We start from the raw sequence: 25,086 nt of genomic DNA, 5'->3' as shown, positions 1-25,086 counted from the left end.
TTTTTTTGCATTTTGGCCAAACACATTCGATCCGTCATCCCGGCGAAGGCCGGGATCCATGCAACGGTNTTTTTTTTTGCATTTTGGCCAAACACATTCGATCCGTCATCCCGGCGAAGGCCGGGATCCACGCCGCCGANCATTTTGGCCAAACACATTCGATCCGTCATCCCGGCGAAGGCCGGGATCCACGCGACGGTCGGCTGGATCCCGGCCTTCGCCGGGATGACGATCTAGAGAGGCGAGGGGCCGCGCTCCTGGGCCCTCACGCCCGCCATCACCCCCAGGGGCGTTCGCGGTACCATTTGGTGATGATGTATTTGGTGCCCTTGCGCACCTTCATCCCGTGGTGGAGCGTGTTCGGGTTGGGCCGGCCGAAGGCGTCCTGGTTGTTCCAGGCGAGCAGCTTGCCCTGTTCGGGCTGCACGATCTTATCGATGTGCTTGAAGCGCGTCGCGCCGCCTTCGTCGACGTTGTTCAGGTAGATCATCACCGTCCAGGTGCGCTGGCCCGAACGGGCGCAATGCTCTTGGTAGCCGGGCCCATCCGGCTCGAAATAATCAGTGTGCGCCTTGAACTCCTGGCCGACTGCATAGCGCTGGCCCTGCATCAGTTCGCCATGCTGCTCCGTCTGGCCGGCATAGGCGGCGATGCGGAGGTCGAGCTGGCTGATCAGCGGGTCGTCCGCCCACAGGTCGCAGGTCTCGCTGGTGCGGAAATAGGGGTCGCCGTCATGATCGACGAGGTCGGACGGTCGCCGCTTGGCGTCGATCCGCGCCATCACCTCCGCGCACTCCTCGGGCGAGAGGAAGTTGCGCTTGATGAACAGGTCAAGCTTCTTGTTGGGTACGCGCTGCGCGCCTTCGAATGCCATGGCGACCCTATAGCGCGCGCGTGATCAGGCCGCGAGATGCTCCGCGCCGGCGTCGAGCGCATAGCCCGCCGAGCGAACCGTGCGCACCACGTCGGGCAGCGTGTCGTCGACGTTGATCGCTTTCCGCAGCCGCCGGATATGCACGTCGACGGTGCGCTGCTCGACATAGACGTCGCGGCCCCACACCGCGTCGAGCAGCTGCTCGCGCGAGAAGACGCGCCCCGGGTGCTCGAGGAAGTGGCGGAGCAGGCGGAATTCGGTCGGCCCCAGCGGGATCGACTGGCCGTCGCGCGTCACCTTGTGCGCGGCGGTATCCATGCTGATGCCGGCATAGTCGAGCGTCCCGCCCGACAGGGCAGGGCGCAGGCGCCGCAACACGGCGCGGACGCGCGCCACCAGCTCGCGCGGGCTGAACGGCTTCGTCAGATAATCGTCGGCGCCGGTCTCGAGGCCGCGCACCCGGTCGGCTTCTTCGGCGCGGGCGGTGAGCATCAGGATCGGCAGGTTGGCGGTCGGCGGCGCACGGCGGAGCCGGCGGCAGACCTCGATGCCCGACAGATTCTCGATCATCCAGTCGAGGATGACGATGTCGGGCTTGTCCTCGGTGGCCAGCACCAGCGCTTCCTCACCGTCGGGCGTGGTGATGATCTCGAAGCCGGCGGCCTCCAGATTGTAGCGCACGAGCTCGACGAGATTGGGATCGTCTTCGACGAGCAGGACTTTCGGACGCATGGCGGGCTCCTTGTTTCCCCGCGATTAGCGACGCGCCCTTTCGGCGATGTGACACTGGTATTCCAGATTTGTGACAGTCGCGGCTTTTCGACGGCGATTCAGCCGGTTCGCGGGACGGATTCGGGCGGTCGCGAGCCTGATCAAAGTTCGAAAATGCCCCCCGATCTGGCGATTCTGTAAAATATGACGCTGTAACAATTCTCTGTAACAATATTAAGTTTTGCTAAGTTATTGATATAGAGTTGATTTTTATCCTTCTCATCGATCGTCATCGAGACGTAACATTTCCCCACGATAACTTGAAAGTTTTGCCTGGGAGGGTTGGCATCATGCGTCTCACGGTTCTTGCTCCGCTCGCACTCATCGCGCTTTCGGCCTGCGCTGCGCAGACCACTACCGCGGCGATGCCCGAATCCGGCTATGCGCCGGGTGCGCTCGCTTATGGCGCGATCATGGACGCCGACTGGAAGCGCGCCGAGGCGCAGCTCGCCTCGTCGTCGGCGGCGGAGAATGATCCGGCCCGCCTGCTCAACCTCGCGCATATCTATCGCAAGACCGGCCGCGAACTGGAAGCCCGCAAGCTCTATCAGGCGGTTCTCGACGAGCGCGACATGACCCTGGAAACCGCCAAGGGCGAGCCGGCGTCGGCGCATCAGCTGGCGCAGCGCGCGCTCGCGACCCCGGTCGGCGTCGCCGCCCGCTGATCGTCAATCGTTGAGGGCGCGCTCCACGCGCGTCCACAGCTTACCGAACGCCGCGGCAGCCACGCTGCCCGGCGTTCGTGCCGTGACGGGCTGGCCGTGGACGGCCATGCGCTCGATCTCGCTCGCATAGGGAATGGTCGGCCAGTCGGGGCGCGACGCCACCGTATCGCGGTGCAGGCTCTTGCGTCGATCGACCATCGAGAAGACGGGCAGGATCGGCACCTTGCCGCCATGCTTTCCCGCGACCTGCTCGACGACCATGTCATAGACACGCAGCGACAACGGCGAGGGCAGCAGCGGCACCACCAGCAGGTCCACCGCGCGGAAAATCTGGTCGGAAAGATCGGCCTGGCTCGGCGGGCAGTCGAGCACCACCCGGTCGTAGCTGCCCTCCAGTTCCTTCAGCAGCTTCTTCAGTCGGTTCTTCTTGTCCTGCTCGGCTAATTGCGTGTCGAGCTTGCGCAGCGAGGCATCGGCCGGGATGACGTCGAGATTATCGATGTCGGTGCCGAGCGCCTGGCCGGCGATCTCCTTCTCGCGCGCGAAGAGGCCGCGGGCGCTGAGGCCCGGCTTCGGCGTCAGCCGCAGCGCGAAGGTCGAGGCGCCCTGGGCATCGAGATCCCACAACAGGGTGCGCCGCGCCGATCGCGTCGCCGCCATGTGCGCGAGGTGCACGGCGAGCGTGCTTTTCCCCACGCCACCCTTGCCGCTGTAGATCGCAATCGCCTTCATCGTCGCGGAACATGGTGCCACCGCGTTACGCTTCAATGACAGCATAAGCGGGATGGGTTGAGCCTCGACCGGGATGAGCCGACCCTTGCGGTGGAACGCGCTTATGCTGCTTCGTGTTGGTTAGGTGGGGCTAATTTCGAGGAGAATATCATGTTGAAGCCGATCGGCGCCGTGTGCGCCGCTGTCGCTTTTTCGCTTTCGCTTCCGGTCGTTGCGCAGAACGCTGCGGCACCTGCGGATGCGCCCGCCGCCACCGCACCGGCGACTGAAGCCGCCACGACCGCCAGCGCTACGACGCCGGCTGCCTCGGGTACGTTGATCGCCGTGGTTCAGGCGGATCCGAACCTGTCGACCTTCGCCAAGCTGGCAAAGCAGGCCAATCTCGAAGCGACGCTCGCCGGCCAGGGGCCGCTGACCGTGCTGGCGCCGACCAACGCCGCCTTCTCGGCGCTGCCGGCCGAAACGCTCGCCGACCTGGAGAAGCCGGAGAATGCGGTGAAGCTTCAGCAGGTGCTGATGTACCACATCATCCCGGGTGCGGCGCCGTCGAGCGCCTTCAAGGGCACCAAGGGTGACGTGCCGAGCGCCACGCCGGCCAAGCTGGTCGTCGACGGCACCGGTGCCACCGTCAAGGTCAACGACGCCACGGTGACCAAGGCGGACATCGCCGCGACCAACGGCGCGGTGCACATCATCGACAAGGTGCTGATGGCGCCGGAGGCGACCGCGGCTGCGACGCCGGCGCCGACTTCGACGCCGACGACCAACTAAAACAACAAAGCCCCTCCCGGCGCGAACCGGGAGGGGCCTTCAACCTCGAAGGGCATCGGTCGTGGCCGGTGCCCTTTTCTTTATTATTGCGAAGCGCCGAGCAGCGGCGCGCGGCCGGCGACGATCGCGGTCAGGCGGCCGACGATCTTCGCGACATAATTGCGGGTCTCGGCGATGCGCGGCACGCCGCCGGCGCGCTCGACGCGGGCTGGCCCGGCGTTATAGGCGGCGAGCGCCATCGACAGGTCGCCGCCGAAGCGATCGACGAGGAAGCGCAGATAGCGGGCGCCGCCGTCGATATTGGCATGCGGGTCGAGCGCGTTGCGCACACCCATCATCCGCGCGGTGCCGGGCATCAGCTGCATGATGCCGAGCGCACCGGCGCGCGAGCGGGCGTTGGCGCGATAGCCCGATTCCTGCCGCGCGACAGCGTCGATCAGCAGCGGGCTGAGGTTGTACTTCTTCGCCGCCGCCTTGACGCTGGCGAGCATCGGGCCGGGCACGCCGCGCAGATCGTCGTCGCTGGCTTCCAGCTCGTGGAGCTTGATCGATTCCGCGGCAAACGACGCGGCGCTGCGCTGGGCAGGGCTGATCGCCGGGGCGTCGATGACCGGGCCGGAGGCCGCGACCTCGGCGAGCATCGCCCGGCGCTCGGCCGCCTGCGTCAGCTGGCCGGCACCATCCCAGGTGCCGAGCGGCTTTCCCGCATTGTCAGGGAGCGCCAGCGTGCTCATCTCGAGCATCCCGGCCGAAGCCGACCCGGCGCAAAGCGCGGCGACGGCGCCGGCCGTCAGCGTCTTGGCAACAGCCCGCAAGGGCGTCGCCGAAGCGAACGCAAAAACTTTTAGCAACGGAAAACCCCGCAATTGCCACAACCCAAAAGTCGCGCCCCGAAAACTCCCCCTCAGGACTTGCGGCCAGCGACTTGACCGTGGAGCTATGGGGATCGGCCGCGGCGAGCAACCTTTGCGTCCGTAACCAAAGGTAAATGGAGACGACCGCGCGATGAGTTGCAAAAATCAACGCAACGAACGGCGCGCTGTCATATTCACATGGAAGGCTGCAACCGATTCGATTGAATAGTGGCAGACGCCCCGCGTTGCCCTAGCATGCGGGCATGAGTTCAGATTCTTCGACGCCCCCGTCGTTCGACCGCAGGTACGTCCGCTACACGCTGTGGATATTGCTCGCGGTCTATATCCTCAACTTCCTCGATCGCCAGATCGTCAACATCCTCGCCGAGCCGATCAAGCGCGATCTCGGCCTCTCCGACACGCAGGTCGGCCTGATGACGGGTTTGGCGTTCGCGCTGTTCTACGCGGTGCTGGGCATCCCCATCGCCCGCTATGCCGACGCACCGCAATCGAACCGCGTCGGCATCATCTCGGTGTCGCTGGCCCTGTGGTCGGGGATGACCGTGCTGTGCGGCCTTGCCGGCAATTTCGTTCAGCTGCTGCTGGCACGCATCGGCGTCGGGGTGGGGGAGGCGGGCTGCACCCCGGCCTCGCACTCGCTGATCGCCGATACGGTACCCCCCGAAAAGCGCGCCTCGTCGATCGCCTTCTTCGGCCTCGGCATTCCCTTGGGCGGCCTGCTTGGCATGGCGCTCGGCGGCCAGCTTGCCGACGCCTATGGCTGGCGCACCGCTTTCCTGATGGCGGGCGCCCCTGGCCTCCTGATGGCGGTACTCGTCTGGTTCACGATGAAGGAACCCCGCCGCCGCTTCGCCGCGGTCCCCGGCGCCCCCGTCGCACCGCGCGCGAGCTTCAAGGAGGCATGGACGGAGATTCGCGCCTCCCGCGCCTTCGTGCCGCTCACCATCGCTGCCGGCACTGTCGCCTTCCTCGGCTACGGAAAGGGCGTGTGGACAACGATCTTCTTCATCCGCACCCACGGCCTGACGCCCGGCGAGGTCGGCCTCTACCTCGGCGTCGGCTACGGCATCGCCGGCGTTCTCGGCACCTGGCTCGGCGGCTGGCTCGCCGACCGCTACGGCGCACGGCAGCCCCGCCACTACCTGACCGGGCCCATCGTCAGCATGGTGATCGCCGCGCCGCTACTCTACTGGGCCTATTCGGTTGACGACTGGCGGGTGGCGCTGGTTATCCTGTTCTTCCCGACCATTGCGAACTCGCTCTACTACGGTCCGGCCTACGCCTGCGCGCAGAGCCTCGTCAGCCCGCGTTCGCGGGCGGTGGCGGCCTCGCTGATCGTGTTCGCCCAGAATTTGATCGGGCTGGGCCTCGGGCCGCTGTTCTTCGGCATGCTGTCCGACGCGTTCCGTCCGATGGCGGGGGAGGACAGCGTCCGCTGGGTGCTCTACGGCGCCGCCTTCCTCGGCATCATCCCGTCGATCTTCTTCTGGCTGGCTAGCCGGCATCTCAATGCCGAGATGAAAAAGGGGTAGCTGCGTCACCCGTTCGGGTGATTTGGCTGGAAACGTGGTCGGCTATCGCTGGTCGGGCAACGCGGTTCCCCCAGAACAGCGTTCGTCGGGGCCGGCCGATCGCGACCCAAGGACGGTGCCGACGAGGAAGCCGGAGGCGCAGACGACCGCGTCTCCGGCTTTTCGTTTCAGTTGCCACAGTCGCCGACGGCGCGGATCAGCGCATCGGGATCGAACGGCTTCGGCAGCACGCGGATATCGGCGGGCCGGTTCGACAGCATCTCAAGGTCGGCGTAACCGGTAATCAGCAGCGCCGGCATCGTCGGGCGCAGATTGCGCGCCAGCCGGATCACTTCCAGCCCCGACACCAGCGGCATCGCATAGTCGGTCACCACCACGTCGAAGGCATCGGGGTCGCGTTCGAGGATGGCAAGCGCCTCGGCGCCGCCGCCGGCGCTGGTGACGTCATGGCCGCCGTCCGCCAGCACCTCGCCGGTCACCGCCCGCACATCGGGATTATCATCGACGAGGAGCACACGCAGCGCGCGGGCCGAGGCGGGCGCCGGCAGCGGCGCCTCCACCGGCGCGGCGGGCTCGGCAGCATCCGCAGCGGCGCGCGGCAGCCAGATTTCGATGCGCGTGCCCTGGCCAACGACGCTGTCGATGCGCAGCGTGCCCCCTGACTGCTGGGCGAAGCCATAGACCATCGACAGGCCGAGGCCGGTGCCCTTGCCGACATCCTTCGTGGTGAAGAAGGGCTCGGTCACCCGATCGAGGATGTCGGGGGCGATGCCGGTGCCGGTATCGAGTACCGAGATCACCACATACTCGCCGGGCGACAGGCCGAGCTCGCCGCCGAAGTCGATTCCGCGGTTCTCCGCCGCGACCACGATTGCGCCGCCCTCGGGCATCGCGTCGCGCGCGTTGATGACGAGGTTCATCAGCGCGAGTTCGAGCTGGTTGGGGTCGACGAACGCCGGCCACAGCGGCTCGCCGATGCGCCAGTCGACGCGCACCAGCCCGCCGAGCGTATGCGCCAGCAGATCGTTCATCGTGTCGGGCAGGGCGGGCAGGCGCACGACGCGCGGCTGGAGCTGCTGCCGCCGCGAGAAGGCGAGCAAGCGGCGCACCAGCTCGGCGCCCTGGTCGGCGGCGTGGCGCGTCATGTCGAGGATGCGCTTGCCCTCGTCGGGCAGCTGGCAGCGCCGCTCAATGAGGCCGAGCCCGCCGAGCACCGCGGCGAGCAGATTGTTGAAGTCGTGCGCGATGCCGCCGGTCAGCTTGCCGATCGCGTCCATCTTCTGGGCCTGCAGCAACTGGCCCTCGAGCTGCTTGCGCTCGGTCACGTCGAGCAAGGTGCCGACGATCTCCTTCGCCGTGCCGTCCTCATCGCGGACGATGATCGACTGATCGAGGAAGTGGCGATACCCGTGCTCGTCGCCGCGCCAGCGATACTCGGTGGCGACGAGACCGCCCGCGGCGTGCGCGCTGTGGCTGGCCAGCACACGGTCTCGATCGTCAGGGTGGATGCGCTCGATCCACTCCCCCGGCGTCATCGCCCGGTCGACCCCGGTCAGCGCCGCGAAGTCGCCGCCGACCAGCTGCGGCGGCACCGATGCGTCGGTCGCGTCGCGGACATAGAGGGCGAGCGGGAGCGAGCGGATGATCGCCGCCTGCTGCTCCTCGGCGCGGCGTAGCGCCTGCTCGGCGAGCAGCTTTTCGGTGTTCACGCGGAGGTTCTCGTCGAGCAGCCGCTGCTCGCGCTCGGCCTTGCGCTGGATCTCGCGGGTCTTTTCGAACAGGTCGACGAACACCGCGACCTTCGACTTCAGGATCATCGGCTCGACCGGCTTGAACACATAGTCGACCGCGCCCATCGCATAGCCGCGCAGGAGGTGGTCGTCCTCCTTGTTGACCGCCGACACGAAGATGATCGGGATGCGCTTCGACTGCTCGCGCTGCCGGATGATCTGCGCCGTCTCGTAACCATCGATGCCGGGCATGTAGACGTCGAGCAGGATGACCGCGAAATCATCCTTGAGCAGGTGGCGAAGCGCCTCCTCGCCCGACGAGGCGGTGACCACGTCGGCGACATCCTCGAGCACGGTGGTGAGCGCCAGCAGGTTGCGCTCGTCGTCATCGACGACGAGCACGCGCGCCCGCACGGCTGCCGCATCGCCCGCCTCGGCTGGCTTTACCGCCATCACCGCCGCTTGCAGCTTGAGCTTGGGAGACGCCATTCGCCGTCGCTCATCCGCTTACGAGGGCCAGGGCCGGCTTCTCGGTGCGCTCGCGCGCGCGGCCGATCCACACGCGGAGGAGGGCGAGCAGCAGTTCGATATCGACCGGCTTGGCGATGTAATCGCTAGCGCCGGCGTCGAGGCACTTCTGCCGGTCGCCCTTCATCGCCTTCGCCGTGACCGAGATCAGCGGCAGGTCGCGCATCGACGCCCGCGTCCTGATCTCGCGCATCGTCTCATAGCCGTCCATGTCGGGCATCATGATGTCGATCAGCGCAACGTCGATGTCGGGTGAGTCATCAAGGATGGCGATGCCCTCGCGGCCACGCTCGGCGTGGACGACCTCCATCCCGAAGCTCTCCAGCACGCTGGTCAGCGAGTAGATGTTGCGGATGTCGTCGTCGACGATCAGCACCTTCGCGCCCGCCAGCTCGGCCGCGCCGCGCAACCGGGTGGATTCGACGCCGACCGGCTTGCCCTTCGTCCGCCGCAGCACGGTCTTCAACTGCGCCGACAATTGCTCTGAATCATAGGCGAGGCAGACGGTGCGGCTGGCAGCGAGGCGGTGCGCGCCTTCGTCGACCGCCTGCGGCTCGTCGCCATAGACGACGATCGGCACGCCGTTGATGCCGGCGATGGCCTCCAGCGCCGCGACGGTCTTGGCGTTGGTCTTGGCGGTATGCCCGAGGCTCAGCACGATACCGTCGAAGCCGGCGAGGTCATGCGCGTCCGCCGCCTTGGCGACGCTCGCCGCGACCTCGACCGCCGTGTTGTCGTCGGCGATGGCGGCGGCAAGTGCTGCGCGCTGCGTCTCCGACCCGTCGATCACCAGCACGCGCCGGTCGGTGCGGCCGATATGTGCCGCCAGCCGCCCGAACACGCCGACCAGCGCGTCGCGGTCGGCGGGCTTCGTCGTGGTGCCGAACGCGCCCATGCCGACAACGCCGGCGATCTCGCTGGCGCCCGAGATGACGTGGATCGGCAGATGCCGCGTCTCGGGGTCATGCTTGAGGAGATCGAGCAGCACCCAGCCGTCGATGTCGGAGAGGCCGAGGTCGAGCGTGATCGCGTCGGGCTGAAGCTTGCGCGCGAGCGCCAAGGTGCCGGCGCCGGCCGTCGAGACGACGCCCTTCAGCCCCGCCTCTCGTGCGAGATCGAGCAGGATCGACGCGAAGGTCACGTCGTCCTCGACGATCAGCACCGTCTTGTCGCCGGGGCGCAGCCCCTCGCGATCGTCGGTGATCTCGATCGAGCTGCTGAGCATCTGCGGACCCATGTCGGCGCCGCTGTTGACGTAGCGCGCCGGGGTACCCTTGGCGGCGGTATCGATCGCCGGGACGGCGTCGAGCGGCACGTAGAGCGTGAAGGTCGAGCCTTCGCCCGGCGTCGACTGCACCTGCAACTCGCCGCCCAAGAGGCGCGCGATCTCGCGGCTGATCGAGAGACCCAGACCCGTACCGCCATATTTGCGGCTGGTGGTGCCGTCGGCCTGCTGGAACGCCTCGAAGATCAGCTTCTGCTTGTCGTCGGGAATGCCGATGCCGGTGTCGGTGACCGAGATCGCCATCGCCTGTCGCGCCGACTTCAGCACCGGATGATTGGTCGACCAGCCGGCCTTGGCGACGCTCAGACCCAGCGTGACGCCGCCATCGGCGGTGAACTTGAAGGCGTTCGACAGCAGGTTGAGCACGACCTGCTGCAGCCGCTTCTCGTCGGTGCGGATCGAGCTCGGCAGCTTGTCGTCGAACTTGATGGTGAACGCGAGATTCTTGTCCGCCGCGATCTGGCGGAAGGTGCGTTCCATATGCTGCTTGAGGTTCGACAGCGGCATCTCGCCGACGTCGATCGACACGGTGCCGGACTCGATCTTCGACAGGTCAAGGATGTCGTTGATCAGGCTGAGAAGATCGGTGCCCGCCGAGTTGATGGTTCGGGCGAAATCGACCTGCTTGTCGTTGAGGTTGCCCTGCGGGTTGTCCGCCAGCAGTTTCGACAGGATGAGCAGCGAATTGAGCGGCGTGCGCAGCTCGTGCGACATGTTCGCTAGGAACTCGGACTTGTATTTCGAGGTAAGCGCCAGCTGCTCCGCCTTCTCCTCGATGGCGCGTCGCGCCATGTCGATCTCGATATTCTTCGCCTCGACCTGTTTCTTCTCGTTCTCGAGCAGCTGCGCTTTCTCCTGCAGTTCCTCGTTGGTCGCGTGCAGCTCTTCCTGCTTGCGGGTAAGCTCGGTCTGCCGCGCCTGAAGCTCGGCGGTGAGCAGCTGCGACTGCGACAGCAGGCCCTCGGTGCGCATCGTCGCGGCGATGGTGTTGAGCACGATGCCGACCGATTCCATCAACTGGTCGAGGAAGGACTGGTGGGTCTCGTTGAACTCGCTGAACGAGGCGAGCTCGATCACCGCCTTCACATCGTCCTCGAACAGCGCGGGGAGGATGATGACGTTCGCCGCCGAGCCGTGGCCGAGGCCCGAGCCGATGCGCAGGAAGTCCGCCGGCACCTCGTTCATCAGCATGCCGCGCTTGTCGGCGGCGCACTGGCCGACGAGACCTTCGCGCAGGTCGAAGCGGGGTTTGAGCGCCTCGCGGTTCTCCGCGCCGTAGCTGGCGACCAGCTCCAGCACCGTGTCGTCGCCGTCGCGCTTGGTCACGTAGAACACGCCGTATTGCGCGTTCACCAGCGGCGCGAGCTCGGACATGATGAGGTTCGACACCGTCGACAGATCGCGCTCGCCCTGCAGCATGCGCGAGAAGCGGGCGAGGTTGGTCTTCAGCCAATCCTGCTCGGTGTTCTTGAGCGTCTGGTCCTTCAGGTTGCGGATCATCTCGTTGATGTTGTCTTTGAGCGCCATCATCTCGCCCGACGCCTCGACGGCGATCGAGCGGGTGAGGTCGCCCTTGGTCACGGCGGTCGCCACGTCGGCGATCGAGCGCACCTGCGAGGTGAGGTTGGCGGCCATGGCGTTCACGTTGTCGGTAAGGTCGCGCCACAGGCCGGCGGCGCCCGGCACGCGCGCCTGTCCGCCGAGCTTGCCCTCGATGCCGACCTCGCGGGCCATGTCGGTCACCTGATCGGCGAAGGTCGCCAAGGTCTCGATCATGCCGTTGATGGTGTCGGCGAGCGCCGCGATCTCGCCCTTGGCGTCCACCGCCAGCTTGCGCTTGAGGTTGCCCTGCGCCACCGCGGTCACGACGTCGGCGATGCCGCGCACCTGGTTGGTGAGGTTGGTCGCCATCAGATTGACGTTGTCGGTGAGATCCTTCCACGTGCCGGCGACGCCGCGCACGTCGGCCTGACCGCCGAGCTTGCCCTCGGTGCCCACCTCGCGCGCCACGCGCGTCACTTCCGAAGCGAAGCTGTTGAGCTGGTCCACCATGGTGTTGATGGTGTTTTTCAGCTCGAGGATTTCACCCTTCACGTCGACAGTGATTTTCTTCGACAGATCCCCGCGCGCCACGGCGGTGGTCACCTCGGCGATGTTGCGCACCTGACCGGTCAGATTGTCGCCCATCAGATTGACGTTATCTGTGAGATCCTTCCACGTGCCGGCCACACCGCGCACCTGCGCCTGGCCGCCGAGCTTGCCCTCGGTGCCGACCTCGCGGGCCACGCGCGTCACTTCCGAGGCGAAGGAATTGAGCTGGTCCACCATCGTGTTGACGGTGTTCTTCAACTCGAGGATTTCGCCCTTCACGTCGACGGTGATCTTCTTGGACAAGTCGCCGAGCGCCACCGCGGTGGTCACCTCGGCGATATTGCGCACCTGACCCGTGAGGTTCGCCGCCATGGCGTTCACGTTGTCGGTCAAGTCCTTCCAGGTGCCGGCGACGCCGATCACCTGTGCCTGACCGCCGAGCTTGCCCTCCGTACCCACTTCGCGGGCGACGCGCGTCACCTCCGAGGCGAACGAGTTGAGCTGGTCCACCATCGTGTTGATGACGTCCTTGATCTGCAGAATCTCGCCGAGCGCGTCGACGGTGATCTTCTGCGTCAGGTCGCCCGTGGCGATGGCGGTCGCCACCTTCGACACGTCGCGCAGCTGCACGGTCAGGTTGCCGGCCATCGCGTTGACGTTGTCGGTCAGATCCTTCCACGTACCGCCGACGCCCGGCACCTGCGCCTGACCGCCGAGCTTGCCCTCGGTACCGACCTCGCGGGCCACGCGCGTCACTTCCGAGGCGAAGCTGTTCAGCTGATCGACCATTGTGTTCATGGTGTTTTTCAGCTCGAGAATCTCGCCCTTCACGTCGACGGTGATCTTCTTCGACAAGTCGCCGCGCGCGATGGCGGTGGCGACCTCTGCGATGTTGCGCACCTGGCCGGTCAGATTGCCGGCCATCAGGTTGACGTTGTCGGTGAGATCCTTCCACGTACCGCCGACGCCGACCACCTGCGCCTGTCCGCCAAGCTTGCCCTCGGTGCCGACCTCGCGAGCCACGCGCGTCACTTCGCTGGCGAAGGCGTTGAGCTGATCCACCATGGTATTGATGGTGTTCTTCAGCTCAAGGATTTCACCCTTCACGTCGACGGTGATCTTCTTGGAGAGATCGCCGAGCGCCACGGCGGTGGTCACCTCTGCGATGTTGCGAACCTGATTGGTGAGATTTTCACCCATCAAGTTAACGTTATCGGTCAAATCCTTCCACGTGCCGGCGACGCCGCGCACCTGCGCCTGACCGCCGAGCTTGCCTTCGGTGCCCACTTCGCGGGCCACGCGCGTCACTTCACTGGCGAAGGAGTTGAGCTGGTCCACCATCGTGTTGATGGTGTTCTTTAGCTCGAGAATTTCGCCCTTCACGTCGACGGTGATCTTCTTCGAGAGATCGCCGAGCGCCACGGCGGTGGTCACCTCGGCGATGTTACGCACCTGACCGGTCAGGTTATCGGCCATCAGGTTGACGTTGTCGGTGAGATCCTTCCACGTCCCGGCGACGCCTTCCACGCGGGCCTGCCCGCCGAGCTTGCCCTCGGTGCCGACCTCGCGCGCCACGCGCGTCACTTCCGAGGCGAAGCTGTTCAGCTGATCCACCATGGTGTTCATGGTGTTCTTCAGCTCGAGGATTTCGCCCTTCACCTCGACGGTGATCTTCTTGGACAAGTCGCCGCTGGCCACGGCGGTGGTCACCTCGGCGATGTTGCGCACCTGCGACGTCAGGTTGTTGGCCATCGCGTTGACGTTGTCGGTGAGGTCCTTCCAGGTACCGGCGACGCCTTCCACGCGCGCCTGACCGCCGAGCTTGCCCTCGGTACCGACCTCGCGCGCCACGCGCGTCACCTCGGCGGCGAAGCTGCCGAGCTGGTCGATCATGTTATTGACGACCTTGCCGATGCGCAGGAATTCGCCGCGCAGCGGCCGGCCGTCGATCTCGACGGTCATCGTCTGCGACAGGTCGCCCTTGGCGACCGCGCCGATGACGCGCGCCACCTCGGCGGTCGGCTGCACCATGTCCTCGATCAGTTCGTTGACCGACCGCACGGCGGTTTCCCAGCCGCCGGTGGCGCCCTGCACGCGGCCGCGCTGGCCGATCTTGCCTTCCTTGCCGACCACGGTCGACAGGCGCTCGAACTCCTTCGTCATCTGGTCGTTGAGGTCGATGATCTCGTTGAGGGTCGAGGCGATCTCGCCGTCGATGCCGGGGAAGTCGTCGGAAAGGCGAACCGAGAAGTCGCCGCGTCGAAGAGCCTTGAGAGCGTTGAGCAGTTGACGACGATCGAGGTTGTCGCGCCGCGCTTCGATGTTCACGAACGTCTCTCCCGAGGGACCGCGCCGCCTGCCGGGCGGACACGTCCAAACTACTGCCTTGCCTGAAGCGTGAAGGGGTGAAGATAACGGCCGAAGGGTCGCGCGAATGACGCGATCAACTCACTCCGGTCGCAAGCTCCCCCGCTAAAAGACGCTTCTTCCCTCCTCCGAAACGCTGCCCACGGCCTCCGGTTCCAAACCGGCAAAAGCTTTTTCGAAGGGGTTGTCAGCCTTTCGGCGCGCGGCCTAGGAAGCGGTCGGGATGGCGATCAGCAACCAACTGGCCGAGTTCATCCGGGGGGCTTTCCCCTCGGTATGGTCGCTCGAGCTGCTGCTGCTCCTGAAGAGCGAGCCCGATCATGCGTGGAGCGGATCGGAGCTTGTCGAACGCCTCCGCGCCAGCGATCATGTGGTCGTTCAGGGAGTGGGGGCGCTGGTGGCCGGGGGGCTGATCGCGACGGAAGAAGGTGGGCGCGTGCGCTATGCGCCGGCGTCGCCCGAGATCGCGCGCCTCGCCGACGAGGCGATCCACCAATATGCCAAGCGGCCCGATGCGGTGCGGCGGATCATCGTGTTCGCCGGCAATACCGGGCTGCAGGCCTTTTCCGACGCCTTCAACCTGCGGAAGGACTGAGGCATGGATGGCTTCGCCTTCCAGTCGGCGGTCTATCTCCTCTGCCTCGCCACCAGTGCGGCTTGCGCGCTGCTGCTGGCGCGCAGCTATTCGCGGACGAAGGCGCGGCTGCTGCTCTGGTCGAGCCTGTGCTTCGTCTTCCTCGCGCTCAACAATCTGATCGTCGTCATCGACATCCTGATCCTGCCGACGCAGATCGACCTGTCGATCTGGCGGCTGGTGCCCTCGCTGGTCGCGGTCGGCGTGCTGCTTTACGGCTTCATCTGGGAGGCCGAATGACGCCCGATCCGCTCTTCTATCTGCTGTCGGGGCTGATCGTGATGGGCGACCTCGTCGCCGCGCTGTTCTTCCTGCGCTTCTGGCGGCAGAGCGGGGACCTGCTGTTCGCGACCTTCGCCGGCGCCTTCCTGCTGCTCGCGGTCGGGCAGGCGCTGCTCGCGCTGACCAACGCGCCCGTCGAGGAGAAGAGCTGGATCTACTTGCTGCGCCTTGCCGCCTTCGTGATGATCATCTTCGGCATCGCCCACAAGAACCGCTCGGAATAAAGGAAGAAATTCGTTTCGGCGCGGAACGGTCGCCCGATCGCGGGGTTAGGTCGGACAAATGATTCTGCGACATCCTGCCATCGGCCGCTTCGGGGAATAAGTCGCCCCGCTGCAACGTCGAATCCCTATCGAAGTCCAAAGCTCACGGCATCGCGCGCGACGGCTCGTCCCGCGACGTGCCGCGTACCGGAGGTGTGTATGCTGACCGAAGACCGCTCGACCCCCGTGGCCGCCCTGGAGACCGACGAGGAGGACACCGCCTTCTTCCTCCGCCGCGCCGAGCAGGCGGTCGAAGCGGCGGCGCGCGCGACGCATCCGGCGGCGGTGCAGGCACATTACCGGATGTCGGGCATCTATCTCGATCTGGCGGACGGGATGCAGCCGGCTGAATGAAACCTCCCCTCCCCGAGGGGGAGGGTTAAGGGGTGGGCTGCCGCTAGCAGGCGAGCACTCGGAAATTAGCCCGCGCGAGGAGAACCCACCCCCAACCCCTCCCCCTCGGGGAGGGGAGGGTTGTCGCGCCCGACCTCGCTCCCTAAGCAGGGCTGGTGACCGAGCGTTCGTCCACCCTCCGCGCCTTTCTCGCAACGGAAGCGGCCGGCGGTTTCGTGCTCATCGCCGCCGCCGCCCTCGCGCTGATCATCGCCAACTCCCCGCTCGCCGCCGCCTATTTCGACATGCTCGGCACCCGGCTCGGCGGCCTCAGCCTGCTGCACTGGGTCAATGACGCGCTGATGGCGATCTTCTTCCTGCTCGTCGGGTTGGAGATCAAACGTGAGATGCTCGCCGGCGAACTGTCAAGCTGGCGGCAGCGCAGCTTGCCCGGCCTTGCCGCGGCGGCGGGCATGGCGGTGCCGGCGCTGATCTATCTCGCGGTGGCCGGCGGTGATCCGCAGGCGGCGCGCGGCTGGGCGATCCCGGCGGCGACCGACATCGCCTTCGCGCTCGGCGTGCTCGCGCTGCTTGGCCCGCGCGTGCCGGCCTCGCTCAAAATCTTCCTGACCGCGCTCGCCATCCTCGACGACATGGGCGCCGTGGCGATCATCGCCGTCTTCTACACCGAGCAACTGGCGCTGCTGCCGCTCGCCGCCGCACTCGCCGGGTTGGCAATTCTTTATGCGCTCAACCGCCTCGGCGTGACGCGGCTGACACCGTGGCTGCTCATCGGCGCGCTCGTCTGGTTCGCCATGCTGAAGTCGGGGGTTCACGCGACGCTCGCCGGTGTCGCGGTGGCGATGACGGTGCCGCTGCGCGCCAAGCCGGCGGTGTCGCCGCTGCACCGGCTGGAGCATCGGCTGCAGCCGTGGGTCGCCTTCGTCATCGTGCCGATCTTCGGCTTCGCCAACGCCGGCGTGTCCTTCGCCGGGCTCGATCCGGCGACGGTGCTCGGCCCGGTGCCGCTCGGCGTCGCGCTCGGCCTGTTCCTCGGCAAGCAGCTCGGCATCGCTGCCGCAGCGGGGGTGGCGATCAAGCTCGGCTGGGCCTCGCTCCCCGCGCACGCCACCTGGCGGCAGTTCTACGGCGTCGCCATCCTCTGCGGCATCGGCTTCACCATGAGCCTGTTCATCGGCGCGCTGGCGTTCGGGGAGGGGAGTGCGCTCAACGAGGCGGCGAAGCTCGGCGTGCTCGCCGGCTCGCTGCTGTCGGCGCTCGCCGGCTATCTGCTGCTCGCCGGCACCCAGCCCGCCAGCAGCGCACGCAACGCCGACACGAACGCCAGCGGCTGATCGATCATCACATGATGCGCGGCGTCGGGGATGACGATGCCGGGCGATCCGGCGGGTGCCGACGCGAGGATATAATCGGTGACCTCGGCGGGCATCAGCAGCGACCGGTCGCCCCAGATCAGCGCGAACGGGCAGGCGATGCGCGGCAGCAGCGGCGCGCTCTCGCCCATCTCGAATTTGGCCCACAGCACCGGATCAAACTTCCACGTCCAGCCGCCCTCCACCTCGCGCAGCGACCGCTGCGCGATGAAATCGGTTATATAGGGGGTGATCGACGGCTGCTCGGGCGCGAAGCGGAAGCGGGTGAGCGCCTCGGCGAGCGTCGGATAGACGCGATGCGGCTTCGCGTCCTCCATCCGCGTCCGTTTGTGGCGCGGCTTGTCGGGGGCGTGGACGGGCGTGTCGACCATCACCGCGCCGCGCAGCCGGTCGCCGTGGCGCACCCCGATGTTCATCAGCGGATAGCCGCCGAAGCTGTGGCCGACGAACACCGGCTTCACTTCGCTGTCGAACAGTCCTTCGGCCTCGGCAACGGTCATCGCTTCCGCGATGAAACTATCGACCGAATAGCGCTCGCGATGCGCCGACCCGCCCATGCCGGCCCACGACATCGCGGCGACACGATAATCGGCCGCGAAGAAGGGCGCGATGAAGCTCCACCAGTCGGCATGCGCGCCATTGCCGTGCAGGAACAGCAGCCCCGGCTTGCCACGCTCCCCCCAGCTCAGGCTCTCGATCGCCGCGCCCTCGACCTCGACGAAGCGCCGCGCGGGCGCCTGCGCGATCGCCGCATCGAACCACGCGGGCGCCGGCGGCCGCTCGCCGCCATAGCGGGCGAGTGGGGCCTTCAGATCGTCGCTATCGGTCACGCCATCTTGCCGGGCACCACCGGGTGCGAGCTCGACAGGCCGCCGTCGACCGCGATCGCCTGCCCGTTGACGTAGGACGCCTCGTCCGACGCGAGGAACAGCGCCACCTTCGCGATCTCGTCGGGCACGGCGGCGCGGCGCAGCGGATTGAGCTGGCCGAGCTTGTGGTCGGTGCCGCGGGCGCGCGCCATGTCGAACACCGGCTGCGTCATGCCGGTCTCGGTGAGGCCGGGGCAGACCGCGTTGATGCGGATGCCGGTGCCGCCGATCTGGTTGGCGACGGTCTGCACGAGGCTGATGACGCCCGCCTTCGACGCCGAATAGGGGATGCCGCCAGCGCCCGAGCGCAGGCCCGCGACCGAGGCGGTGCAGATGATCGAGCCCTTGGTCCCCCGATCGATCATCACTTTCGCTGAGGCCTGAACGGCCAGGAACACGCCGGTCAGGTTGATGCGCAGGATGTCGTTCCACAGTTCGGGCGTCAGCTCGAACAGCGGCACGAGGCCGCCCGAAACGCCCGCGTTGGCGAAGGTCACGTCGAGCCCGCCGAAGCTGTCGAGCGCCGTCGCCACCGCCTTGTCGACCAGCGCCTTGTCGCCGAGATCGCCGACGATCGCCTCGGCCCGGCCGCCGCCTTTTCGCACCATCGCCACGGTCTCCTCGACCTCGGCGGCGCGATCGGCGGCAACGACACTGGCGCCCTCGCTCGCGAACAGCAGCGACGCCGCCCGCCCGATGCCGCTCGCCGCGCCGGTGATCAGCGCGGTTCGTCCTTCAAGCCGTCCGGCCATGATTACTCCCTCTCTCGTTCTTTCTCGTCATCCCCGCGAAGGCGGGAACCCAGTCCATTCAAATGACGTGCCCGCTCTGCGGGCGCCGTGTTCGCTTCGTGCTGGTTCCCCGCCTTCGCGGGGATGACGATGCTGTGGTTGGTATGTCGTGCCCTATCCGCCGGCCTTCATCGTCTCGCGGGCGATGACGATCTGCTGGATCTGGCTGGTGCCTTCGTAAATGCGGAAGATGCGGACATCGCGGTAGAAGCGCTCGATGCCATAGTCGGCGATGTAGCCGGCGCCGCCATGGATCTGCACCGCCCGATCGGCGACGCGGCCGACCATCTCCGACGCGAAATACTTCGCCGCCGCCGCTTCGAGCGTGACGCTCTTGCCAGCATCACGCGTTCGCGCCGTCTCAAGCGTCAGCGCCTTCGCCGCAAGGCTTTCGGTCTTGCTGTCGGCGATCATCGCCTGAATGAGCTGGAACTCGGCGATGGCCTTGCCGAACTGCTTCCTCTCCGCCGCGAACGCCACGCAGTCGGCGATCAGCCGCTCGGCGACGCCGACGCAGACCGCGGAGATGTGCAGCCGCCCGCGGTCAAGGACGCGCATCGCCACCTTGAAGCCTTCGCCCTCGGCGCCAAGCCGGTTCTCGATCGGCACGCGTACCCCATCGAAGCTGACGGTGCAGACATGGGCACCCTGCTGGCCCATCTTCTTCTCAGGTGGGCCGACATGCAGGCCCGGCAAATCGCCGGGGACGAGGAAGGCGCTGACGCCGGCACCGCCCGCCTTGTCGGGGTCGGTGCGCGCCATCACCGTGAACAGCCCCGCCTTGTCGGCATTGGTGATGAAGATCTTCTGCCCGTCGAGCACATAGGCGTCGCCATCCAGCCGCGCGCGGGTCTTCACCGCGGCGGAGTCGGAGCCCGCTTCCGGCTCGGTCAGCGCGAAGCTGGTGACGATCTCGCCGCTGGCGATGCCCGGCAGCCACTTGGCCTTCTGCGCGTCCGACCCGAACATCACCAGCCCCTGGCTGCCGATGCCGACGTTGGTGCCGAACACCGATCGGAACGCCGGCGAGGTCCGCCCCATCTCGATGGCGACGAGGCATTCCTCCTCCATCGACAGGCCAAGGCCGCCGTATCCTTCCGGGATCGTCAGCCCGAACAGGCCGAGTTCGCGCATCTCCGCCACCACCGCCTCGGGCACCTCGTCGGTCTCCGAGATGTGCGCCTCCAAGGGACGCAATCGCTCCGAGACAAAGCGGCGGACAGTGTCGAGAAGCTGGGCGAGGGTATCGGAATCGAGGGACACGGCGGCTCCATCTTCTTTCCCGTCATCCCGGCGAAGGCCGGGATCCACACCGGCCGTCGTCATGGATCCCGGCCTTCGCCGGGATGACGTGTTGGAAAGAATCTTAGCTCGCGCTCTTCCGTCCCGACAATGCGAGAAGAAATAGGGCGGCCGCCGCGAGGGTCAGCGCGGCGAGCATCCCGCCCGCCATCGGCAGCGCGCTGCCGTCGACGTGGAAGAAGCCGAGCAGCGCGGTGCCGACCGCGGCGATGCCGAAGCTCAGCAGGCCGGAAAGCCCCGAGATCGACCCCGCGCGCACCGGGTCGACCGACAGCGCGCCCGCCGTGGTGTTGGCGGCGAGGAAGCCGTAGGTCGACATGACCAGGAACAGCGGCACCAGCACGCCCCACATGCCGCCGAAGCCGGTGGCGGCCGCAACCGCCATCGCCACGCCCCACGCCAGCGCGAACAGCGTCGCCATCGCCGCCACCCGGTCGGTCGAATAGTGCAGCAGCAGCCGGCGGTTGATCTGGCTGCCGATGACGAGACCGACGGCGTTGGTCCCAAAGATCCAGCTGAAATGCTGCGGCGGCACGCCATAGGTGCCGATGATCAGGTCGGGCGAGGCGGCGATATAGGTGAACAGGCAGGTGCCGTTGAACGCGCCCGACAGCAGATAGCCCATCAGCCGGCGGCTTTTCAGCAGCTCCCAATAGGCCTGCGCCGGCGTTTCGGTCGCCGCCTGCGCCGCCGTCTCCGCCGATCGCGATTCGGGCAGCGCGACGAACACCGCGAAGAACAGGATCACGCCGAAGCCGGTCAGCAGCCAGAAGATCATGTGCCAGTCGGCGATCGTCAGCACGAGCGCGCCGAGGATCGGGGCGACGATCGGCACCACCCCGAACACCAGCATGATCAAGGACAGGATGCGCGCCGTCTCCTGATGGCCGTAGGTGTCGCGGATGAAGGCGCGGCTCACCACCAGCGCCGCGCAGGCGCCGAAGCCCTGCACGAAGCGGCCGATGATCAGCAGCTCGGCGCTGTTCGCCAGCGCGCACGCCGCCGAGGCGACGATATAGAGGACGATGCCGGCAAGGATCGGCGGGCGACGGCCCGACCGATCCGACCAGGGCCCGTACAGCACCTGCCCGATGGCAAGCCCGGCGAGGAACGAGGACAGCGAGCGCTGCACGTCGGCGGGTGCTGCGTTCAGCGCCTGGCCGATCGTCGGCATCGCCGGCAGGTACATGTCGATCGACAGCGCCCCGAACGCGCTCATTGCGGCGAGGAGCGTGATCATGCCCCATGAGGGGTGCGCGGCGCGCGGTGCGTGCATCGGTCCCCTCCATGTTTCGGGTAGTTGCGGCGGGGCTTCTATCGGCTAACCATCCGCAACGCAAAGAACGCACATCATGGGGAGTCACGACATGGCCGGTTTCACGTCACGCGAGGTACGTTTGAAAAGCCGCCCGGTGGGCATGCCCCAGGCGGGCGATTTCGAAGTCGGCAGCGTCGAGCTGGCGTCGCCCGGCGAGGGGCAGGTGCTGGTCCGCAACCGCTGGATGTCGGTCGACCCCTATATGCGCGGCCGCATGTACGACCGGCCGAGCTACGTGCCGCCGTTCCAGGTCGGCAAGCCGCTCGAAGGCGGCGCGGTCGGCGAGGTGGTGGCGAGCGGCTCGCCCGACTTCAAGCCGGGCGACCTCGTCATGTCGATGCTCGGCTGGCGCGAGGGTTTCGTCGCGCCGGCGAACACGCTCGAAAAGCTGCCCGCCGACGCCGGCGTGCCGGTCGAGGCGTTCCTCGGCATCCTCGGCATGCCGGGGCTCACCGCCTATGCGGGACTGCTCGAGATCGGCCAGCCGAAGGAAGGCGACACCGTGTTCGTCTCGGGCGGCGCCGGCGCGGTCGGCTCGATCGTCGCGCAGATCGCCAAGATCAAGGGCTGCACCGTCGTCGCTACCGCCGGCAGCGACGAGAAGTGCGCCTGGCTGAAGTCGGTCGGCGTCGATCACGCGATCAACTACAAGAAGGGCAATCTGCTGGAGGCCGTCCGCGCCGCCGCGCCGAAGGGCATCGACGTCTATTTCGACAATGTCGGCGGCGAGCATCTGGAAGTCGCGCTCGAACTCGCCAAGCCGTTCGCCCGCTTCGCCGAATGCGGGATGATCGCGCAGTATAATAACGAAGAGCCCGCGCCGGGGCCGCGCAACCTGATCTACGTCGTCGGCAAGAGCCTGAAGATCCAGGGCTTCATCGTCACGCAATTTGCTGGCCTGCGCCCGCAGTTCATCAAGGACATGAGCGGCTGGATCGCCGGCGGCAAGCTGAAGTGGGAGCAGACGGTCGAGACCGGCGTCGACAACGCCGCCGGCGCCTTTTTGAAGCTCTTCTCCGGCGGCAACACCGGCAAGATGCTCGTCAAGCTGTGAGCGAGGAGTTCGGCACCGTCCCCGACATGATCCGCGCGCACGCCGGCGCGCGGCCCGATGCCGATGCGCTGATCCAGGACGGCGTGCGGCTGAACTATGCCGAACTCGACGATCTGATGGACCGGATCGCCGCCGCGCTGCAGCGCGAGGGCGTCCGGCCCACCGAAAGCATCGCGATCTGCGCCTCGACCTCGATCGAATATGCCGCGCTGTTCGTGGGCGCGCTGCGGGCCGGCGTCGCGGTGGCGCCGATCGCACCGTCGTCGACGCCCGAGCAGATCGTCGGGATGGTCGCGGACTCGGGCGCCAAGCGCTTCTTCCTCGACGCCGAGGTCGAAGCGGCAATCAGCGGCCAGCCGCACGATCCGGCCACGCCGCGCACCGCCTTCGAAGCGTTCGAGGCGTGGATCGAGCCCGAAGGCGCGGTGCCGGCCCCGGTCGATATTCAGCCGGAGTGGCCGTTCAACATCATCTACTCTTCGGGGACGACCGGCACGCCGAAGGGCATCGTGCAGAGCCACGGCATGCGCTTCCAGCACGTCAACCGCGCCGAGGCGAGCGGCTACGGCCCCGGCACCGTGTCGCTGCTGTCGACGCCGCTCTATTCGAACACCACGCTGGTCAGCTTCTTCCCGACCTTGGCGGCGGGCGGCGCGGTGCTGCTGATGAAGAAGTTCGACGCCAAGCGCTATCTGGAGCTGGCGCAGGCCTACAAGGTCACCCACACCATGCTGGTGCCGGTGCAGTACAGCCGCATGCTGGCGCTGCCCGAGTTCGACGCCGCCGACCTGTCGAGCTTCAGGATGAAATTCTGCACCTCGGCCCCGTTCGGCGCCGCGCTGAAGACCGACATATTGAGGCGCTGGCCCGGCGGCCTCGTCGAATATTTCGGGATGACCGAGGGCGGCGGCTCCTGCGTGCTGGTCGCGCATGAATGGCCCGACAAGCTTCACACCGTCGGCCGCCCGATCCCGGGCCACGACATCCGCCTGATCGACGAGGAGGGCCGCGAAGTCCCGACCGGCGAAATCGGCGAGATCGTCGGCGCCTCGGCGGCGATGATGAACGGCTATCACAACCAGCCGGGCAAGACCGACGACGCGACCTGGGTGTCGCCGGGCGGCACCCGCTACATCCGCACCGGCGATGTCGGCCGCTTCGACGAAGACGGCTTCCTGACGCTCATGGATCGCAAGAAGGACATGATCATCTCGGGCGGCTTCAACATCTACCCGTCCGACCTTGAGGCGGTCATGCGCGGCCACCCGGACGTCGCCGACGTCGCGGTGGTCGGCGTCCACTCCGCCGACTGGGGCGAGACGCCGGTGGCGTTCGTGGTGTCGAAGGGCGCCGACGCCGCCGCGATCAAGGCGTGGACCAACGAGCGGCTGGGCAAAACCCAGCGCCTGTCCGACGTGCGCCTGCTCGACGAACTGCCGCGCAGTCACATCGGCAAGGTGCTGAAGCGCGACCTGCGCGACGGCTACGCTTAGCCCGTCATCCCCGCGAAGGCGGGGACCCAGTCCATCACAAACAACCTGCCAGCTATCGCTGGCGCCTTTTGCTTTCGTGCTGGGTCCCCGCCTTCGCGGGGATGGCGATAGGGTGCGCTAGGTCGCCGGCGCCTTCCTGATCGCCACCAGCTCCACGTCAAAGATCAGGTCGGCGTTCGGCGGCACGTCGCGCTTCAGGGTCGGTTCGGGCGGCTGATGCGTCCGTCCCGGCTTCGCGTAGGCGAGGTAGCCGGGCAGGTGGAAGCGCCACTTGTCGCCGACGCGCATCATCTGCACCAGCGCGCTGAAGCCGGGGACGACGCCGCGCACCGGAAATTCGGTAATGCCGCGGCCTTCATCCGCCGAGGTCGAGAAGATGTCGCCGTTGGCGAGCTTGCCGACATAGCGGATGGTGACGAGATCGGCGCGCGTCGGGTAGGCGCCGGCGCCCGGCCCGGCGGCGAGCACCTCATAGCTCGGCCCCGGCATCGCCACCGGCGCGGCCGTCGCCGGCACCGCCGCCATCAACAGGCCCGCCATCACCATCATCCGCATCGCCGTCTCCCTCGTTACGACCATTGGTCTAGCGCTTGCGACCGTTCGTGGAAATTGATGTCTGAAGCCGCCGCCTGCGGTTAAGCTTGCGGTCGAAGGATTCACGAAACGGGGGCCATCATGGACATCATCATCAACGGCAAGCGGCAGCGCTTCGACGGCGACCCGGACATGCCCCTGCTCTGGTACCTCCGCGACGAACTCGGCCTCGTCGGCACCAAGTTCGGCTGCGGCATCGCGAGCTGCGGCGCCTGCACCGTGCATGTGAACGGCGAGGCGCAGCGGTCCTGCTCGGTGCCGATGGCCGGCGCGGAGGGCGCCAGCATCACCACCATCGAGGGGCTGGCCAAGGGCGACAAGCTGCACCCGGTGCAGCAGGCGTGGATCGAGGAGGATGTCGCCCAGTGCGGTTACTGCCAGGCCGGGCAGATCATGGCGGTCAGCGATTTCCTGAAGAGCAACCCCAACCCGACCGATGCCGACATCGACCAGTCGATTGGCAATCTCTGCCGCTGCGGCACCTACCCACGGGTGCGCAAGGCCGTCCACCGCGCTGCGGCGCTGATGCGGGGTTGAG

22 protein-coding genes are annotated in these 25,086 nt (G+C 67.0%); 11 read left to right on the top strand and 11 right to left on the bottom strand.

What is annotated here, in order from left to right; translation table 11 throughout:
* Positions 1-277 precede the first annotated feature (277 nt).
* The gene (locus ACFOMD_RS09825) at positions 278-874 is read right to left on the bottom strand and encodes a prolyl hydroxylase family protein (RefSeq protein WP_380860591.1); all 597 of its coding nucleotides are present in this window, start codon (positions 872-874) and stop codon (positions 278-280) included.
* Positions 875-898: 24 nt separating this feature from the next.
* Positions 899-1,606, bottom strand: a complete 708-nt coding sequence (gene phoB / locus ACFOMD_RS09820; RefSeq protein ID WP_380860588.1) for a phosphate regulon transcriptional regulator PhoB — start codon at positions 1,604-1,606, stop codon at positions 899-901.
* 329 nt (positions 1,607-1,935) lie between these two features.
* Here phoB and ACFOMD_RS09815 point away from each other — a divergent pair, with 329 nt between their 5' ends.
* On the top strand, positions 1,936-2,310 hold the full coding sequence (locus ACFOMD_RS09815; protein ID WP_380860585.1) for a hypothetical protein: 375 nt from the start codon (positions 1,936-1,938) through the stop codon (positions 2,308-2,310).
* 3 nt (positions 2,311-2,313) lie between these two features.
* Here the strand turns inward: ACFOMD_RS09815 and ACFOMD_RS09810 are convergent, their stop codons facing one another.
* Complete coding sequence (locus ACFOMD_RS09810; protein ID WP_380860582.1) at positions 2,314-3,042, bottom strand: ParA family protein; 729 nt, start codon at positions 3,040-3,042, stop codon at positions 2,314-2,316.
* A 150-nt stretch (positions 3,043-3,192) separates the two neighbouring features.
* Between ACFOMD_RS09810 and ACFOMD_RS09805 the strand changes: the two genes are divergently transcribed.
* The gene (locus ACFOMD_RS09805) at positions 3,193-3,813 is read left to right on the top strand and encodes a fasciclin domain-containing protein (RefSeq protein WP_380860579.1); all 621 of its coding nucleotides are present in this window, start codon (positions 3,193-3,195) and stop codon (positions 3,811-3,813) included.
* 83 nt (positions 3,814-3,896) lie between these two features.
* Here ACFOMD_RS09805 and ACFOMD_RS09800 read toward each other — a convergent pair whose 3' ends face one another.
* Positions 3,897-4,628 (bottom strand): lytic transglycosylase domain-containing protein, encoded by a 732-nt coding sequence (locus ACFOMD_RS09800; RefSeq protein WP_380860576.1) that lies wholly within the window; start codon positions 4,626-4,628, stop codon positions 3,897-3,899.
* A 302-nt stretch (positions 4,629-4,930) separates the two neighbouring features.
* Between ACFOMD_RS09800 and ACFOMD_RS09795 the strand changes: the two genes are divergently transcribed.
* Complete coding sequence (locus tag ACFOMD_RS09795; RefSeq protein WP_380860573.1) at positions 4,931-6,220, top strand: spinster family MFS transporter; 1,290 nt, start codon at positions 4,931-4,933, stop codon at positions 6,218-6,220.
* Between the two features lie 167 nt (positions 6,221-6,387).
* On the opposite strand, the gene ACFOMD_RS09790 is transcribed toward ACFOMD_RS09795, so the two are convergent.
* Both ACFOMD_RS09790 and ACFOMD_RS09785 read right to left on the bottom strand, forming a co-directional pair.
* Positions 6,388-8,439, bottom strand: coding sequence for a response regulator (locus tag ACFOMD_RS09790; protein WP_380860570.1), 2,052 nt, complete (start codon positions 8,437-8,439; stop codon positions 6,388-6,390).
* Between the two features lie 10 nt (positions 8,440-8,449).
* Entirely contained in the window at positions 8,450-14,182 is a 5,733-nt protein-coding gene (locus ACFOMD_RS09785; protein ID WP_380860567.1) for a HAMP domain-containing protein, read from the bottom strand.
* A gap of 262 nt (positions 14,183-14,444) precedes the next feature.
* Here ACFOMD_RS09785 and ACFOMD_RS09780 point away from each other — a divergent pair, with 262 nt between their 5' ends.
* The 5 genes from ACFOMD_RS09780 (at position 14,445) to nhaA (ending at position 17,088) form a co-directional block, all read left to right on the top strand.
* On the top strand, positions 14,445-14,816 hold the full coding sequence (locus tag ACFOMD_RS09780) for a hypothetical protein (protein WP_380860564.1): 372 nt from the start codon (positions 14,445-14,447) through the stop codon (positions 14,814-14,816).
* 3 nt (positions 14,817-14,819) lie between these two features.
* Positions 14,820-15,095, top strand: a complete 276-nt coding sequence (locus ACFOMD_RS09775) for a DUF5985 family protein (protein WP_380860561.1) — start codon at positions 14,820-14,822, stop codon at positions 15,093-15,095.
* Complete coding sequence (locus tag ACFOMD_RS09770; protein WP_380860559.1) at positions 15,092-15,361, top strand: DUF5985 family protein; 270 nt, start codon at positions 15,092-15,094, stop codon at positions 15,359-15,361. Before ACFOMD_RS09775 ends, ACFOMD_RS09770 begins: the two co-directional genes overlap by 4 nt.
* Positions 15,362-15,559: 198 nt before the next feature.
* Complete coding sequence (locus ACFOMD_RS09765) at positions 15,560-15,754, top strand: hypothetical protein (protein WP_380860556.1); 195 nt, start codon at positions 15,560-15,562, stop codon at positions 15,752-15,754.
* 152 nt (positions 15,755-15,906) lie between these two features.
* The gene (gene nhaA / locus ACFOMD_RS09760; protein ID WP_449329077.1) at positions 15,907-17,088 is read left to right on the top strand and encodes a Na+/H+ antiporter NhaA; all 1,182 of its coding nucleotides are present in this window, start codon (positions 15,907-15,909) and stop codon (positions 17,086-17,088) included.
* On the opposite strand, the gene ACFOMD_RS09755 is transcribed toward nhaA, so the two are convergent.
* The 4 genes from ACFOMD_RS09755 to ACFOMD_RS09740 all read right to left on the bottom strand — a co-directional run bounded on the left by ACFOMD_RS09755 (position 17,019) and on the right by ACFOMD_RS09740 (position 21,365).
* On the bottom strand, positions 17,019-17,957 hold the full coding sequence (locus ACFOMD_RS09755; protein WP_380860550.1) for an alpha/beta fold hydrolase: 939 nt from the start codon (positions 17,955-17,957) through the stop codon (positions 17,019-17,021). The genes nhaA and ACFOMD_RS09755 overlap by 70 nt on opposite strands.
* Positions 17,954-18,748, bottom strand: a complete 795-nt coding sequence (locus tag ACFOMD_RS09750) for an SDR family NAD(P)-dependent oxidoreductase (RefSeq protein WP_380860547.1) — start codon at positions 18,746-18,748, stop codon at positions 17,954-17,956. Before ACFOMD_RS09750 ends, ACFOMD_RS09755 begins: the two co-directional genes overlap by 4 nt.
* Before the next feature lie 153 nt (positions 18,749-18,901).
* Positions 18,902-20,050, bottom strand: coding sequence for an acyl-CoA dehydrogenase family protein (locus ACFOMD_RS09745; RefSeq protein ID WP_380860545.1), 1,149 nt, complete (start codon positions 20,048-20,050; stop codon positions 18,902-18,904).
* Between the two features lie 103 nt (positions 20,051-20,153).
* Positions 20,154-21,365 (bottom strand): multidrug effflux MFS transporter, encoded by a 1,212-nt coding sequence (locus ACFOMD_RS09740; protein ID WP_380860542.1) that lies wholly within the window; start codon positions 21,363-21,365, stop codon positions 20,154-20,156.
* Positions 21,366-21,456: 91 nt separating this feature from the next.
* On the opposite strand from ACFOMD_RS09740, the gene ACFOMD_RS09735 reads away from it, so the two are divergent.
* Together ACFOMD_RS09735 and ACFOMD_RS09730 are read left to right on the top strand one after the other, a co-directional pair.
* Positions 21,457-22,461: an NADP-dependent oxidoreductase gene (locus ACFOMD_RS09735; RefSeq protein ID WP_380860539.1), complete on the top strand. Its 1,005-nt coding sequence runs from the start codon at positions 21,457-21,459 to the stop codon at positions 22,459-22,461.
* Between the two features lie 26 nt (positions 22,462-22,487).
* Positions 22,488-23,954, top strand: a complete 1,467-nt coding sequence (locus ACFOMD_RS09730) for a class I adenylate-forming enzyme family protein (RefSeq protein WP_380860605.1) — start codon at positions 22,488-22,490, stop codon at positions 23,952-23,954.
* A gap of 117 nt (positions 23,955-24,071) precedes the next feature.
* Here the strand turns inward: ACFOMD_RS09730 and ACFOMD_RS09725 are convergent, their stop codons facing one another.
* A complete protein-coding gene (locus ACFOMD_RS09725; RefSeq protein WP_380860536.1) occupies positions 24,072-24,509 on the bottom strand; it encodes an FKBP-type peptidyl-prolyl cis-trans isomerase in 438 nt (145 codons plus the stop codon).
* A 120-nt stretch (positions 24,510-24,629) separates the two neighbouring features.
* On the opposite strand from ACFOMD_RS09725, the gene ACFOMD_RS09720 reads away from it, so the two are divergent.
* Positions 24,630-25,085 carry a (2Fe-2S)-binding protein gene (locus ACFOMD_RS09720; protein ID WP_449329076.1) on the top strand — a complete coding sequence of 152 codons (456 nt, stop codon included), beginning with the start codon at positions 24,630-24,632 and terminating at the stop codon, positions 25,083-25,085.
* Position 25,086 lies beyond the last annotated feature (1 nt).

This window comes from Sphingoaurantiacus capsulatus, assembly GCF_042648405.1.
Taxonomy (GTDB): Bacteria; Pseudomonadota; Alphaproteobacteria; order Sphingomonadales; family Sphingomonadaceae; genus Sphingoaurantiacus; species Sphingoaurantiacus capsulatus.
This window is presented reverse-complemented; position numbering and strand designations above follow the sequence as displayed.

Excerpts from the sequence above, each read along its gene's own strand:
- ACFOMD_RS09825 (WP_380860591.1), bottom strand. The coding sequence starts at position 874 with ATGGCATTCGAAGGCGCGCAGCGCGTACCCAACAAGAAGCTTGACCTG.
- phoB (WP_380860588.1), bottom strand. The coding sequence starts at position 1,606 with ATGCGTCCGAAAGTCCTGCTCGTCGAAGACGATCCCAATCTCGTCGAG.
- ACFOMD_RS09815 (WP_380860585.1), top strand. The coding sequence starts at position 1,936 with ATGCGTCTCACGGTTCTTGCTCCGCTCGCACTCATCGCGCTTTCGGCC.
- ACFOMD_RS09810 (WP_380860582.1), bottom strand. The coding sequence starts at position 3,042 with ATGAAGGCGATTGCGATCTACAGCGGCAAGGGTGGCGTGGGGAAAAGC.
- ACFOMD_RS09805 (WP_380860579.1), top strand. The coding sequence starts at position 3,193 with ATGTTGAAGCCGATCGGCGCCGTGTGCGCCGCTGTCGCTTTTTCGCTT.
- ACFOMD_RS09795 (WP_380860573.1), top strand. The coding sequence starts at position 4,931 with ATGAGTTCAGATTCTTCGACGCCCCCGTCGTTCGACCGCAGGTACGTC.
- ACFOMD_RS09790 (WP_380860570.1), bottom strand. The coding sequence starts at position 8,439 with ATGGCGTCTCCCAAGCTCAAGCTGCAAGCGGCGGTGATGGCGGTAAAG.
- ACFOMD_RS09780 (WP_380860564.1), top strand. The coding sequence starts at position 14,445 with ATGGCGATCAGCAACCAACTGGCCGAGTTCATCCGGGGGGCTTTCCCC.
- ACFOMD_RS09775 (WP_380860561.1), top strand. The coding sequence starts at position 14,820 with ATGGATGGCTTCGCCTTCCAGTCGGCGGTCTATCTCCTCTGCCTCGCC.
- ACFOMD_RS09770 (WP_380860559.1), top strand. The coding sequence starts at position 15,092 with ATGACGCCCGATCCGCTCTTCTATCTGCTGTCGGGGCTGATCGTGATG.
- ACFOMD_RS09765 (WP_380860556.1), top strand. The coding sequence starts at position 15,560 with ATGCTGACCGAAGACCGCTCGACCCCCGTGGCCGCCCTGGAGACCGAC.
- ACFOMD_RS09750 (WP_380860547.1), bottom strand. The coding sequence starts at position 18,748 with ATGGCCGGACGGCTTGAAGGACGAACCGCGCTGATCACCGGCGCGGCG.
- ACFOMD_RS09740 (WP_380860542.1), bottom strand. The coding sequence starts at position 21,365 with ATGCACGCACCGCGCGCCGCGCACCCCTCATGGGGCATGATCACGCTC.
- ACFOMD_RS09735 (WP_380860539.1), top strand. The coding sequence starts at position 21,457 with ATGGCCGGTTTCACGTCACGCGAGGTACGTTTGAAAAGCCGCCCGGTG.
- ACFOMD_RS09730 (WP_380860605.1), top strand. The coding sequence starts at position 22,488 with ATGATCCGCGCGCACGCCGGCGCGCGGCCCGATGCCGATGCGCTGATC.
- ACFOMD_RS09725 (WP_380860536.1), bottom strand. The coding sequence starts at position 24,509 with ATGCGGATGATGGTGATGGCGGGCCTGTTGATGGCGGCGGTGCCGGCG.
- ACFOMD_RS09720 (WP_449329076.1), top strand. The coding sequence starts at position 24,630 with ATGGACATCATCATCAACGGCAAGCGGCAGCGCTTCGACGGCGACCCG.